This window comes from Longispora albida DSM 44784 (assembly GCF_000379825.1).
GTDB classification, from domain to species: Bacteria; Actinomycetota; Actinomycetes; order Mycobacteriales; family Micromonosporaceae; genus Longispora; species Longispora albida.
Window position 1 is genome coordinate 718,368 of the sequence record NZ_KB903813.1, and the last position, 13,226, is coordinate 731,593.

At 69.4% G+C, this 13,226-nt stretch carries 12 protein-coding genes; 5 read left to right on the forward strand and 7 right to left on the reverse strand.

Going from position 1 to position 13,226, the window contains the following annotated elements:
- The first annotated feature begins 126 nt into the window (after nt 1–126).
- The 4 genes from pruA to A3G1_RS0103480 all read left to right on the forward strand — a co-directional run bounded on the left by pruA (nt 127) and on the right by A3G1_RS0103480 (nt 6,237).
- Complete coding sequence (gene pruA / locus A3G1_RS0103465) at nt 127–1,752, forward strand: L-glutamate gamma-semialdehyde dehydrogenase (protein WP_018348074.1); 1,626 nt, start codon at nt 127–129, stop codon at nt 1,750–1,752.
- 82 nt (nt 1,753–1,834) lie between these two features.
- Nucleotides 1,835–2,194: a cupin domain-containing protein gene (locus A3G1_RS0103470; protein ID WP_018348075.1), complete on the forward strand. Its 360-nt coding sequence runs from the start codon at nt 1,835–1,837 to the stop codon at nt 2,192–2,194.
- A 219-nt stretch (nt 2,195–2,413) separates the two neighbouring features.
- Nucleotides 2,414–4,936, forward strand: a complete 2,523-nt coding sequence (locus A3G1_RS32930; RefSeq protein ID WP_051110398.1) for a glycosyl hydrolase family 18 protein — start codon at nt 2,414–2,416, stop codon at nt 4,934–4,936.
- Nucleotides 4,937–5,100: 164 nt separating this feature from the next.
- Complete coding sequence (locus tag A3G1_RS0103480; RefSeq protein WP_018348077.1) at nt 5,101–6,237, forward strand: winged helix DNA-binding domain-containing protein; 1,137 nt, start codon at nt 5,101–5,103, stop codon at nt 6,235–6,237.
- Nucleotides 6,238–6,395: 158 nt separating this feature from the next.
- Here A3G1_RS0103480 and A3G1_RS0103485 read toward each other — a convergent pair whose 3' ends face one another.
- Nucleotides 6,396–7,847 (reverse strand): AAA family ATPase, encoded by a 1,452-nt coding sequence (locus tag A3G1_RS0103485; RefSeq protein ID WP_018348078.1) that lies wholly within the window; start codon nt 7,845–7,847, stop codon nt 6,396–6,398.
- A gap of 55 nt (nt 7,848–7,902) precedes the next feature.
- On the reverse strand, nt 7,903–8,781 hold the full coding sequence (locus A3G1_RS0103490) for an SDR family oxidoreductase (RefSeq protein ID WP_245563429.1): 879 nt from the start codon (nt 8,779–8,781) through the stop codon (nt 7,903–7,905).
- A gap of 62 nt (nt 8,782–8,843) precedes the next feature.
- Here A3G1_RS0103490 and A3G1_RS0103495 point away from each other — a divergent pair, with 62 nt between their 5' ends.
- Nucleotides 8,844–9,809 (forward strand): helix-turn-helix transcriptional regulator, encoded by a 966-nt coding sequence (locus A3G1_RS0103495; RefSeq protein WP_018348080.1) that lies wholly within the window; start codon nt 8,844–8,846, stop codon nt 9,807–9,809.
- On the opposite strand, the gene A3G1_RS0103500 is transcribed toward A3G1_RS0103495, so the two are convergent.
- From A3G1_RS0103500 to A3G1_RS0103520, 5 genes are all read right to left on the reverse strand, one after another.
- Entirely contained in the window at nt 9,806–10,762 is a 957-nt protein-coding gene (locus tag A3G1_RS0103500) for a zinc metalloprotease (protein ID WP_083936711.1), read from the reverse strand. The two genes, A3G1_RS0103495 and A3G1_RS0103500, sit on opposite strands and share 4 nt — an antisense overlap.
- A gap of 126 nt (nt 10,763–10,888) precedes the next feature.
- On the reverse strand, nt 10,889–11,431 hold the full coding sequence (locus A3G1_RS0103505) for a DUF2087 domain-containing protein (RefSeq protein ID WP_040477323.1): 543 nt from the start codon (nt 11,429–11,431) through the stop codon (nt 10,889–10,891).
- Nucleotides 11,432–11,452: 21 nt separating this feature from the next.
- Nucleotides 11,453–12,103, reverse strand: a complete 651-nt coding sequence (locus tag A3G1_RS0103510; protein WP_018348083.1) for a nucleotidyl transferase AbiEii/AbiGii toxin family protein — start codon at nt 12,101–12,103, stop codon at nt 11,453–11,455.
- Complete coding sequence (locus A3G1_RS0103515) at nt 12,103–12,435, reverse strand: hypothetical protein (protein ID WP_018348084.1); 333 nt, start codon at nt 12,433–12,435, stop codon at nt 12,103–12,105. The genes A3G1_RS0103510 and A3G1_RS0103515 overlap by 1 nt, the downstream gene beginning before the upstream one ends.
- A gap of 24 nt (nt 12,436–12,459) precedes the next feature.
- Entirely contained in the window at nt 12,460–13,140 is a 681-nt protein-coding gene (locus A3G1_RS0103520; RefSeq protein ID WP_018348085.1) for a GNAT family N-acetyltransferase, read from the reverse strand.
- Nucleotides 13,141–13,226 lie beyond the last annotated feature (86 nt).

Genomic DNA, 13,226 nt, shown 5'->3' on the forward strand with positions numbered 1-13,226 from the left:
CGGACGGCATGCCCTACCGGGCAAACGAGTGTGGCGCCCGCCGGGTAACGCCCGGCCACAAGACATGGGATGATTACGGGAGCCGTCACCGTAGTCGAGCTAACAGTCGAGCTATCAGGAGTAGCGATGGACGCCCTCTTCACCGTTCCCGAGCCTCGCAACGAGCCGGTGCGCTCGTACGCCCCCGGTAGTGCCGAGGCCGCCAGCCTCAAGGCCCGGCTGGCCGAGCTGGCAGGCGAGCAGATCCAGCTGACCTCGACCATCGGCGGCGAGCAGCGGATGGCCGGCGGCGAGGAGCTCGCGGTCGTCCAGCCGCACAAGCACGCCCACGTGCTCGGTGTCACCGCCAACGCGACGCAGGCCGACGCCCGGGCGGCCGTCGAGGCAGCCAAGGCCGCGGCGCCCATGTGGCGGGCCCTGCCGTACAGCGAGCGGGCCGCGATCTTCCTGCGTGCCGCCGACCTGCTGGCCGGCCCGTGGCGGGACACGCTGAACGGCGCCACGATGCTCGGCCAGTCGAAGACGGTCTTCCAGGCCGAGATCGACGCGGCGTGTGAGCTGATCGACTTCCTCCGGTTCAACGTCGCGTTCGGCTCGCAGCTGCTGGCCGACCAGCCGCGCTCGGCCGAGGGCATCTGGAACCGGTTCGACCACCGGCCGCTGGAGGGCTTCGTGCTCGCCATCACGCCGTTCAACTTCACCGCGATCGGCGCGAACCTGCCGATGGCCCCGGCGCTGATGGGCAACACCGTCGTGTGGAAGCCGTCGGTGACGCAGCAGTTCGCCGCGCACTTCACGATGCGGCTCTTCGAGGCGGCCGGTCTGCCCCCGGGCGTGATCAACCTGGTGACCGGCGACGGCATCGCGGTCTCCGAGGTCGCCCTGGCTGACCCGGACTTCGCCGGCCTGCACTTCACCGGCTCGACCGCCACCTTCCAGCACCTGTGGAAGACGATCGGCAACAACATCTCGCAGTACCGCGGCTACCCGCGGATCGTCGGCGAGACCGGTGGCAAGGACTTCATCATCGCCCACCCGTCGGCCAACGCCGCCGCCGTGCGGACCGCGATGATCCGGGGCGCCTTCGAGTACCAGGGCCAGAAGTGCTCGGCTGCCTCCCGCTCGTACGTGCCGCGCTCGATCTGGAACCAGATCAAGGACGAGCTGGTCGCGACGACCGAGGGCCTGAAGTACGGCGACGTCAGCGACTTCTCCAACTTCGGCGGTGCCGTGATCGACCGGCGGGCCTTCGACAAGCACGCCGCGGTGTTCGAGCGGGTGCGCGGCGCCTCGGCCACGAACATCCTGGCCGGCGGCACGGTGGACGACTCGGTCGGCTTCTTCGTCCGGCCGACCCTGATCGAGTCCACCGACCCGACGCACGAGATCTTCACGACCGAGTACTTCGGCCCGATCCTCGGCATCTACGTCTACGAGGACGGCGACTTCGAGAAGGTCGTCCGGCAGGCCGAGTCGGCCTCCCCGTACGCGCTGACCGGCTCGATCTTCGCCGACGACCGGCGGGTCGTCGACTGGGCGGCCAACGAGCTGCGCTTCGCGGCCGGCAACTTCTACATCAACGACAAGCCGACCGGCGCGGTCGTCGGCCAGCAGCCGTTCGGTGGCGCCCGCGCCTCGGGTACCAACGACAAGGCCGGGTCGTGGCACAACCTGATCCGGTGGATGTCGCCCCGGACCATGAAGGAGACCTTCGTGCCGCCGACCGACCACCGCTACCCGCACATGGGTTAGTTATTAGCGCTCTGTAACGGCCGGTCCCCTCGGGGGCCGGCCGTTCTAGGCTGGGGGTGACCGTTAGGGGAGGTGGGCAGCCATGACGCTCATCGACAGGAAGAACTTCGACAAGCCGGACGAGGTCCGGCCGTTCGAGGGCAAGGGCCGCGCCGAGGTGGTTTTCGTCGGTGACAGGACGATCGGCAAAGGCGTGTTCGAGCCGGGCTGGCGCTGGTCGGTGAACGTCAAGCCGATCGCTGGCACGGACTCGTGCCAGGTCTCCCACCTCACGCACGTCGTCGAGGGGCGGATGCGGGTGACCATGACCGACGGGACGGAGATCGAGCTGCATCCGGGCGACATCGCCGCGATCCCGCCCGGCCACGACGCCGAGGTCCTTGGTGACACGGCGTGCATCGCCTACGACTTCGGCGAGTTCGGCGACTACGCGAAGCGGTAGTGAGGCGTGTCTATCCGCCCGGCGCCCCGGAGGGGGTGGCGGGCGGATCTTCGTATTCATGGGCGCGAGTGGGCCGTTTTGATGATCAACTATTGACCGTCCGGATGAGCGGGTCTATCGTTCTCGATTAATTTAGGAAACATTCCTAAGAGATACGTCGATCTCCCGTACCCGCTCCCGAGGCCGCCCCCGCCTCGCTCCCCCGTGAAGGAGGGGAAGTTGTCCGGAAGGAAAGTGCTCCCCGCACTGGCCGCGGCGGCCACGGCGTTCGCCGCCGTCCTCGCCACCTGGAACATCGGTCCGTCCTACGCGTCGTCCGACGAGGACTGTCGCCCCGACGGCGTGTACCGCACCCCCGGCGTCAGCGCGCCCTACTGCCAGGCCTACGACACCAGCGGCCGGGAGAAGATGGGCCCCGGCGTCAACAAGCGCGTCATCGGCTACTTCACCAACTGGCGGACCGGCGTCAAGGGCGACCCTGCGTACCTGGTCAACAACATCCCGTGGAACAAGGTCACCCACCTCAACTACGCCTTCGCGCACGTCGACGGGCAGAACAAGCTCTCGGTCGGCGGGCCGGGCCCGAAGAACGCCTCGACCGGGATGACCTGGCCGGGCGTGCCCGGTGCCGAGATGGACCCGAGCTTCCCCTACCAGGGCCACTTCAACCTGCTGAACAAGTACAAGAAGCAGTACCCGAACGTGAAGACGCTCGTGTCGGTCGGCGGCTGGGCCGAGACCGGCGGGTACTTCGACGACAACGGCGCCCGGATCGCCTCCGGCGGCTTCTACACGATGACCGACAGCCAGGCGAGCATCAACACGTTCGCCGACTCGGCGGTCGCGTTCGTGCGGCAGTACGGGTTCAACGGGGTCGACATCGACTACGAGTACCCGACGTCCAACAAGGACGCCGGCAACCCGCTCGACTTCGACATCGCCAACCCGCGGCGGGCGAAGCTGATGGCCGGGTACGTCAACCTGATGCGGACGCTCAAGCAGAAGCTCGACGCTGCCGGGGCGGCCGACGGCAGGTACTACATGCTGACGGCAGCTGTGCCAGCCTCGGGCTGGCTGCTGCGGGGCATGGACGTGTACCAGGTCACGCAGTACATGGACTACGTCAACGTGATGACCTACGACCTGCACGGCGCGTGGAACGAGTTCGTCGGGCCGAACGCCGCGCTCTTCGACGACGGCAACGACAGCGAGCTCAAGGCCGGCAGTGTGTACAGCACGTACGGCGGCATCGGGTACCTGAACGGCGACTGGGCGCTGCACTACTTCCGGGGCTCCATGCCGGCCGGCCGGATCAACCTCGGGTTGCCGTACTACACCCGGGGCTGGGAGAAGGTCACCGGCGGGACGAACGGGCTGTGGGGGACCTCGGTGGGGTCGAACTGCCCGCCAGGTACGACGAAATGTGGTGCTGGTGCGATCGGCATCGACAACGTCTGGCACGACCTGAACGCCAGCGGCCAGGAAGAACCGGCGGGCAGCAACCCGATGTGGCACGCGAAGAACCTGGAGCGTGGCATCACCGGCGACTACCTGGACGACTACGGCCTGGACCCGAACCTGCCCAAGAACAAGCTGACCGGCACCTACACCCGCAACTACAACACGGCGATGCAGGCACCGTGGCTGTGGAACAACGACAAGAAGGTCTTCCTGTCCACTGAGGACGAGACCTCGGTGGCCGCGAAGGCCAAGTACATCGCGGACAACGGCTACGGCGGCGCGATGTTCTGGGAGCTGGCCGGCGACTACGCGTGGGACGCGGCCAAGGGCCAGTACTTCATGGGCAACACGCTGACGACCTCGCTGTACGACACGCTCCAGGCGTCGGCGCCCTACAACGCGACCAAGGCGAACCGGCCGATGCCCGCGAACACGCTGGACGTCGGGATCGACGTCTACGGCTTCCCGGTCGGCGACTCCAACTACCCGATCACGGGCAAGCTGAAGGTCACCAACAACTCCGCCACGGACATCCCCGGCGGAGCGAAGCTCGAGTTCGACATGCCGACCACGACGACGGCGGAGATCGGCCAGCAGACCGGCTGGACGATCTCGGTGGCTCCCGGCCGCAGCGGGCCGAACAACAACGGTGGCCTGAAAGCCGACTTCCACCGCGTCACGCTGACGTTGCCGAGCTGGCAGACGATCGCCAAGAACGGCGGCACGGGCGAGGTCACCATGACCTGGAAGCTGCCGGTGTCCGGCCCGTCCAACTACACGCTGACGTTCGGCGGCCAGTCGTACAAGCTCAGCGCCGACTACCCGAGGGGCGGCGGGACGGTCCCGACGACACCTCCGACGACGCCGCCGACCACCCCGCCCACGACTCCACCGACGACCCCGCCCACCACGCCTCCAACCACTCCGCCCACGACCCCGCCGACCAGCAACCCCGGCTGCACGGCCCCGGCCTGGAACGCGGGCATGGCCTACAGCGGAGGCGCACTGGTCTCCTACTCCGGCCACACCTGGCGGGCCAAGTGGTGGACGCAGGGCGAGACCCCCGGCGTCGCGGCGGTCTGGGAGGACAGGGGCACCTGCTCCGGTAACCCGACGACCACCCCGCCCGGCCCGTGCACCCTGCCGGCCTGGAACTCCACGGCCGTCTACAACGGCGGAGCCCAGGTCTCCCACAACAGCCGCAAGTGGCGCGCCAAGTGGTGGACCCAGGGCGAAACCCCTGGCCAGGCCCAGGTCTGGGAAGACCAGGGCGCCTGCTGACCGTTTGGACCCGCTGTAGCTGACGCTTGCCAGCCTCAGCTACAGCGGGCCACTTCAGGTCAGAGCAAGATCAAGAGCATTTTCTGGTACGACTCAGGTGTGCCCGCCGCCCGCCAGCGATCACAACCCCACCCCAGAGTGCCGAACATGCGTACGATGCCGGTGTGAAGCACATCGACACCGCGGAACGCAGGGCGCGCCTGGCTGCCAGGCACTTCCCGGCAGACACGAGCGCCGAGGCCATCACCAGCTCCCTCGTCGCGCTCCACTCCACCGACCCGGCCTCGGTGTACCTGTCGGTGATCGGGCGCGGCGGCACCGAAACCGGCCTCGAAGCCGCGCTGTACGAGCAGCGCTCGCTGGTCAGGATGGCCGGCATGCGGCGCACACTGTTCGTCGTTCCGGCCGGGGACGTCCCGGTACTCCAGGCCTCGACGACCAGCGCGATCGCGGCGAAGGAACGCAAGGGCCTGACCCAGTTCATCGTGGACGGTGGCTTCACGGCGCAGTGGCTCGCCGAGGTGGAAGGCGGCACGCTGGCCGCGCTGCGCGAGACGTCGGACGTGACGGCCTCGGAGCTGGGCGACCGCGTGCCCGGGTTGAAGGAACAGATCCCGGTCGCCGTCGGCAAGCCGTACGAGACGAAGCAGGGCGTGTCGACCCGGCTCATGTACACGCTGAGCGCGGAAGGGAAGGTCGTGCGCGGCCGTCCGCGCGGGTCGTGGCTCAGCGGGCAGTACCGGTGGTCGCTGGCTGAGCCGATCGCGGAGGTCCCCGTGGCCGAGGCGCAGGCCGCGTGGGTGCGGCGGTGGCTGGAGGTGTTCGGCCCCGGTACCGAGGCCGACATCAAGTGGTGGACCGGGTGGACCCTGACGGCGGTCCGGAAGGCGCTGGGGGCGCTCGGAGCCGAGCAGGTCGGGCTCGACGGCGGGACGGTCGGCTACGTCCTGCCGGGCGACACCGAGCCGGCGCCGGGCCCCAAGCGCGCCGCCGTCCTGCCCGCGCTCGACCCGACGCCGATGGGCTGGCAGGAGCGCGGCTGGTACCTCGACCCGGCGCACAAAGCCGAGCTCTTCGACCGGACCGGCAACATCGGCCCGACGATCTGGTGGGGCGGCGAGATCGTCGGCGGCTGGGCACAGCGCGGGGACGGCGAAGTCGCGTACCGGCTGCTGGCCACAGTGGACAAAGCCGCCGTGAAGGCGATCGAAGCCGAACTGGGCCGGGTCGGCGCCTGGCTGGCCGGGCACCGGGTCACGCCGAGGTTCCGCACGCCGCTGGAGCGCGAGCTCAGCGCCTGACGGCTCCCTTCGCCGGCCGGCCCGCCGCCGCCCCGCACACCCCCCGGCTACGCCTCAGAGGCTGGCTCCAGCCGCTACCGCGGCCACGCCCGCCTCCGGCTACGCCACGTGCCCCCGCTCCCGCCTCCGGCTACACCGCCCGAGCCCCCAGCTCCTCCTCAGAACTCCCGGTACAGCGTCTCCAGATCCACCAGCACGGCGCGCCCGTCTCTCCGAATGTCCTCCGTAAACCCGGCTCCGCCGTAACAAGCCAGCACAGTCCCCGTCGTGTCGTAGCCCTTGCCCGCCAGCAGATCCCGGGCTCTGGACAAGCGGTCGACGTGACGCCTGCCCATGACATCTCCCCACTTCGCCTCGCCGAGGGACAGGATCTTGCGGGGTATCCCCGGCTCCTGTGGAGCCAGCACGACGACGTCCACCTCGATCTGTGTACGGTTCGCCGGGTCGGGAACCACGCCTGAGCCGATCTCCGCAGGGAACCCGCCGAACAGCTCGGCCGAGGCGTCCACGGCGAAGTCGCGGCAGACGGCCTCGAAGTGCGGGCCGGCCACCTGCGCCAGGTACGTCTGGCGGAGGGAGGACCAGACGGCCTCCGCGCGGTTGATTTCCAGCTCTGGCCACCGCTTGCGCATGATGGCCTCGTAGAACGTGATCAGCGGCTCGACGATCCGGTACCTGGCGCGGCCCTGCCGGAACAGGTCCGGTTCCCTCGTGATCAGAGCGCAGTCCTCCAGGACGGCCAGCGGGTGCGTGATCTGGTCGGACCTGCGGCCGATGAAGCTGGCGATCCCGCCGTTCGTGCTGTTGCCGCTGGCGATCGCCGCGAGCACGGAGTGGTACAGGGCTGGATCGCGAATGTCGGACTCCTCGGCGAGCAGGTACCTCGCCTCGCGGAACAGGGGGGTCTGCGGGTTGAGGACTGACCGGACGACCCAGGAGTCGAAATCGTCCAGCCCGGCCGGCACGTCGCCCTGGACGAACTCGTGCCGGTAGGCAGGAGTGCCGCCCACCACCGCGTGTACCTGGAAGGCCAGCCGGGGATCGGTGATCCCCCAGAACCTCGCGGCCTCCCGGTACCGGAAAGGCTGGACCACCATCTCGAGCCCAGCCCGCCCCCGCAGCGGAGCGGAGCCTGACAGCAGGTTGCCCATCACCGACATGGCTGATCCACACAACGCCAGCCGGGCCAGGCTGGTGCGGCCCGTCCCGCCGGGGCCGAGTTCCCGCTGGATGATCGAGGGCAGCGCAGGGGATGTCCTGGAGAGGAAGGGGAACTCGTCGAGCACGACGAGCGTCGGCTCATCCTGGTACGCCTGGAACAGGTATGAGATCGCCTGATTCCAGTCGGCGAAGGCAGGCGGGACCTGCCGTGTGTGCCTGGCCAGCGCGTCGGCGAGCAGGCGTAGCGACTCCCCTTCGGTGGCCTCGGTCGCCGCGAAGTACATGCCTCCGGCTGCCTCGGCGAGCGCTTGGAGGAGGAAACTCTTGCCCTGCCGCCTTCGGCCGCTGATCACGCCGAGTGTGGCGTTCTGGGCGGGATTGGCCAGGAATCTCTCCAGTCCCTGCCACTCCCGGACCCGGTTGAAGACATGATCAGGCTTGCGCACCATGCGCCAAGCTTACAGAACCGTACTTCTCAGAAGTACGGTTCTGTGAGTTCGGCCCCTACCGGAACGCCGCCACGTTCTCCTCCGCCCACTGCCGGAACGGCAGCGCCGGCCGCCCGAGCAGGTCCTCCACCGTGGACGACACCGTCCGGCCCTCCTCCGGCGTGTTGCCGAAGGCCCACACGAAGAACTCGATCACCTCGTCGGGGAAGCCCTTCGCCTTCCACGCCGCCACCTGCTCGTCCGCCGTCAGCTCGAACAGCTCGATCTTCTTCCCCAGCGCCGCGCTGATCGCCGCCAGCTTGTCCGGCACCGACAACACCTCCGGGCCGGTGATCGTGTACGACCTGCCCGCGTGCCCGTCGCTGGTGAGGACGTGCGCGGCCACGGCGCCGATGTCGGACTCGTGCACCATCGCGCTCAGCCGGTCGGCGAACCCTTCCCGGACAACACCCTCGGCCTTGATCTGCTCGGCCCAGTCGAGCCCGCCGGACATGAACTCGACCGGGTGCAGGAACGTCGCCTCCAGGCTGCCGGCCTCGCCCGCCGCCTCCAGGGCCTCCTCGACGGTCCCGCGCTCGCCGCCGCGCAGCAGGGTCACCTTCCGCACCCCGGCCGCGACCGCGAGCTTCACGATGTCGTGCCCGTTGTCCAGCAGGCCGTAGTCGTCCCCGCCGAAGTTGATCAGGTGCAGGGCCGTCGCGCCCTCGAACACCCCGGCCAGCGTGGTCGCGTCCCGCAGGTCACCCGCGACGACCTCGACGCCTGCCGGGAACTTCCCGGCCGCCCTCGCCGGGTCGCGGGTCAGCGCCCGCACCACGTGCCCGGCCTCGGCCAGATGCCGGACCACCTCGCGGCCAACGTTGCCCGTCGCGCCAGCCACCACAACCGTCCGCACGCCCATCGCCATCTCCTGTCCCGTTGCTTCGACAACCACAAGAGGAACGGTAGAAGCCATTCAGGTCACTTCCTGACCGCAATTTCGGCCACACTCAGAACATGGCCAACACGAGTTCGCGTACCCTCCGCCTCCTGTCATTCCTCCAGACCCACCGGTACTGGCCGGGCTCCGAGCTCGCAGAGCGTCTCGACGTCTCCCCGCGCACGCTCCGGCGCGACATCGACCGGCTGCGCGAACTCGGGTACCCGGTCGACGCCAGCCGTGGCGTGGACGGCGGGTACCAGCTCGCCGCCGGGGCGGCCCTCCCGCCGCTCGTCATGGACGACGACGAGGCAGTGGCCCTCGCCGTCGGGCTGCAGACGTCCGCGATGGCGGGGGCTGAGGAGGCATCGGTACGGGCGCTCGCGAAGGTCATCCAGGTCATGCCGCCCCGGCTGCGCAAACGCGTCGACGCGCTGCGTGCCGTCACCGTGCCGGCCCAGTTCTCGTCCGGCCCCGTCATCGACGCGCAGACGCTCACCGTCGTGGCGCAGGCGTGCCGCGACACCGAGCGGATCCGCTTCGGGTACACCGCGCACGGCGGGGAGACGAGCCATCGCGAAGCCGAACCGCACCGGCTCGTCCCGTACGGACGCCGCTGGTACCTGATCGCCTACGACCTCACCCGGCACGCCTGGCGGAGCTTCCGCCTCGACCGGCTCACCGAACCGGCGCCGACCGGGCACCGCTTCCGGCCCCGCGACCTCCCGGCCGCCGACGCCGCCGAGTTCCTGAAGACGAGCCTGGGAAACCTGGCACCCGCGCCCACGTACCAGATAGAGGTTTTCATGCACGCAGCGGCCGAGACGATCCGCAGCCGCTTCGGCCAGTGGCTGACCGTCACCGACGCGCCCGGCGGCTGCCTGATCTCCATGACCACCGACTCGATGGACTGGGCCGCGCTGGCGCTCGGCGCGGCCGGGGCGGAGTTCGAGGTGCGCAGCCCGCCGGAGTTCGCCGAGTACATAAAGGACTGGGCGGCCCGGTTCACCCGGGCCGCCCAGTCACTCACTACGGGACACTAGGCCCGGTACGCGGTCCACTGGTCGCGCATCCGCTGCCCCTGACCCGGCGTGAACTCGTACATGCACGGGTCGTAGGAGTAGTCCATGAAGTTGTGGATCGGGTCCTCGCCCGGGGCGGTGCAGGTGTCCCGGCCGGCCGGGCAGCCGCTCGCCGAGCTGGCCTCGGCAGCGGTGTCGGCGACGTAGTCACCGGGAGCGGCGCAGCCACCGTCGAACGTGTGGTAAAGCCCCAGCCAGTGGCCGATCTCGTGGGTGGCGGTGTCACCCTCGTTGTAGTTGGCGGTGGTGCCACCCGGCAGGCTCTCGTTGAGGATCACGACGCCGTCGTAGGCCAGGCTGGGCGCGGTGTCCGGCAGGTACGCGTAGCCCAGGTTGGTGCCGAGGCCCGTCACGTACAGGTTGAGGGTGTTCATGCCACCCTCGTGCAGTGCCTTCTTCGCGGAGGCCTCGGCACCCGAACGGTCCATGTCGTACCACTTGCGGTTCACCGTGCGCGTGGTCTTCGTCAGGGTGAACTGGAAGCCGTGGGCGGCGAAGTCGCGGTTCAGCACGTTGATCTGGTCGGTGATCATGGACTGCGGCATGTTGCCGCCAGCCCGGGTCGTGTCCTTGGAGATCACGTGCACGACGACCGGCACGGTGACGGCCGTGGCGGTGAGGCCCGAGGACTGGACGCCCTTGGCGGAGAGCAGCTGGGCCGTCTCCTTCTCGTGCGCGCGACGCTGGTCAGCGGTGAGAGTGCCGCGCTCCGTGGCGTGCGAGCCGGCCTTCTGCCGTGCCACAGACACCGGCGCGCAGTCGGCACCGGCGGCCAGAGCCTGGGTCTCGGCGACGGCGCTGGCCGACACGAGGCCCAGCGCGAGCAGCAGACCGCTGGTCGTCGCGGCCAGTTTCTTGGTGGGACGCACAGGTCCTCCCCATCTTCGCGTGTGGCCGAGGGAAGCCACACTCATGGGGCGAGACGTTAGATTCCCTAACCTTTAGGGCACCCGAACGTTCACTCAAGAACCGCTTAAGATTGATCGACAAGCCGCCCGGGAGTGTTACAGCGCTCCCGGACAGTCATGGCCCGCCCGTCCTCAGTGGACGTCGACGAGCCCGCCGGACCGCCAGTACACCCCGGCGTCCCTGGTCAGGAACAGGTTGTCGACCATGTCCCGCCGCAGCTGGGCGTAGTCGTCCGGGTACCAGGCCCTCAGGATCTCGTTGACCTCGCGCTCCGGGTACCGCACGCCGGGCTCGAAGCTCAGCGCGACGTGCTCCAGCACCAGCTTGAGCTTCGCCCGCACGGTCGGCAGCCGCCTGATCCGCCCGTCCTTCACGAACGAGCGCAGCACCGCGTCCACCTTCGGATCCGGGTGCAGCGGGGCCTCCGGCTGCCGGTTCGCCGCAGCCTCCCGGATCGCACCCTTGATCGCCTCGGGGGCCGCCACGTACCTGCCGTCCACAGCGGACACCAGCCCGCCCTGCTCCAGCCGCTTGATCGCCTTCACCATCGCGGCGGGCGCCAGCCCGGAACCGGCGACGATCTCACTGGGCGTGCCAGCACCGAGGACGATGGCCGCGTACACCTTGAGCCGGTCGGGCTCGGCGAGCAGGCCGCACACTGCTTCCGGAGTCATGCCCCGAAATTAACCGACAGGTCAACCACTTAAGCCCCGCAACGCTGCCGCCCAGCCGAGCAGTCTGGCCCGCAGAAGTGCCGCCGCATCGACATCCAGGTCGTACGTGGCGAAGGCGCTCGCGGGGAGACGCTGCACGGCATCCAGTACCTCGGCGAAGAACAGCGGATCGAAACCCGGATCGTGCTCCTGGGCGAACCGGATCAGCTCCTCGGGCGTGAAGACGCCGGAAACGAGCGCGCCGTGGACGTCGATGTAATCGCGAACCGCACCGCGTCCGTAGAGTGCGCACATCTTGTTCGCCACGGCGTCAACGGGGTGCAGGACAGGGCCGACGGCGCGTCTGACCGGCTGCCGGGAACGCCAGTCGATGCCTAGTTCCAGTTTGCTGCGCGTTCCGCTGGAGAGCTCCACGGCGTAGACGCGGGCGAATGACGGGCTCTGCTGCTCGATCTCGACATCGAAGCCGACGCTGGTGAGAGCGCTGACGACAGCCTCGACGGCGGCAGGGAACTGATCCTCGGCAGCGGCGACCGTGAACAGGTCCACATCCTCGGACACCCGCCGGACCATGCCGTGAGCCTCGACCGCGTAGCCTCCTGCCAGGCAGAAGCCGTACTGTTCCGTGGCTGCCAGGGCGACTCTGGCGATGCGCTCGTGCAACGGGTGCACTATGCGACACCGAGCTGACTGAAGCGGGACTCCCACAGCGATCGCACCTGGGCGGGGAGGAAGATCCGCTTCCAGACCCGGGCCAGGGTCGCGCCATCCAGGTACGCCCGGAGCTGGCTGGCGCGCATCGCCTCGCGAAGCACGACCTCGTACATCAGGCCCAGCTCGGCGGGGTCGTCCAGGTTGTACCGGTGCTGCTCCGACCAGTCCAGTTCCAGCGGCAGCTCGACCACGCCAGATGTCGGCCCGGTCAGCTCGTCGAGGGAGTCCGCCACCACGTACGGGCGGCGGTCGGCGTACAGCACGCGCTTCTCTGGCGGGTGACCGGGCATGCCACCCAGGGTACTCGCGGCCGCTCAGCAGACCCGGGCTGCCGCGAACTCCCGGTACGTCAGGCCGAGGTGCCGGTAGAGCCGGATCGCCGCGTAGTTCCACCCGTCGACGACCAGGGCGGCCCGGCCGTACTCCTCGATCATCGACTGGAGCGTGAAGGCGCACACGTCGGCCGCGTACCCGCGCCCGCGCGCCTCCGGATGCGTCGCGACGCCGGTCAGGAAGCCGAGGGTCGGCGCGCTCCACGCGTCGGCCGCGCACGCTGCGAGGCGTCCAGCGCAGTCACGCAGGCCTGCCCAGCGCCGGACCCCGTCGACGCCCGGCCGGGCGTGCGCTGACGGCCACGCGGCGTCGAGCAGCTTGCCGATCGGCTTGTCGTCCTCGGCTGCCAGCCATCCGGCGCGCCCACGCTCCGGGCCGGTCGGCGGGCCGCTCAGGTCCATCCAGCCGAACTTGTCCACCAGGGTCAGGCAGGGCACCTGCTGGCAGAGGGCTGTGACGGCGGAGACGGCGCCGATCGGGCGGTACGTCGGCCCGATCTCCGCGAGCACGTCGGGAACGAGCGCTGCCAGGTCTGCTGGCGGTCCGGCGACGGCGAGCCGGTCGCGCCGGGAGAGTCCTGGGCTCGCGACGGCGATGGCATCGCCGTGGGTGAACGTCCGCGCGTCACCCTGTGCGGCCCAGACGAGTAAGGGGTCCTCCACGCCTCTAGCGTGCAGGGCGGGTGCGAGGAATCCGGCGGACCGGTGCCGGATTGTGATCTACGACGCTGAATGTGAGATCTCCGGCC

Coding starts and splice junctions, on each gene's coding strand:
- pruA (WP_018348074.1), top strand. CDS start 127: ATGGACGCCCTCTTCACCGTTCCCGAGCCTCGCAACGAGCCGGTGCGC.
- A3G1_RS0103470 (WP_018348075.1), top strand. CDS start 1,835: ATGACGCTCATCGACAGGAAGAACTTCGACAAGCCGGACGAGGTCCGG.
- A3G1_RS0103485 (WP_018348078.1), bottom strand. CDS start 7,847: ATGGTGCGCAAGCCTGATCATGTCTTCAACCGGGTCCGGGAGTGGCAG.
- A3G1_RS0103495 (WP_018348080.1), top strand. CDS start 8,844: ATGGCCAACACGAGTTCGCGTACCCTCCGCCTCCTGTCATTCCTCCAG.
- A3G1_RS0103500 (WP_083936711.1), bottom strand. CDS start 10,762: ATGAGTGTGGCTTCCCTCGGCCACACGCGAAGATGGGGAGGACCTGTG.
- A3G1_RS0103505 (WP_040477323.1), bottom strand. CDS start 11,431: ATGACTCCGGAAGCAGTGTGCGGCCTGCTCGCCGAGCCCGACCGGCTC.
- A3G1_RS0103515 (WP_018348084.1), bottom strand. CDS start 12,435: ATGCCCGGTCACCCGCCAGAGAAGCGCGTGCTGTACGCCGACCGCCGC.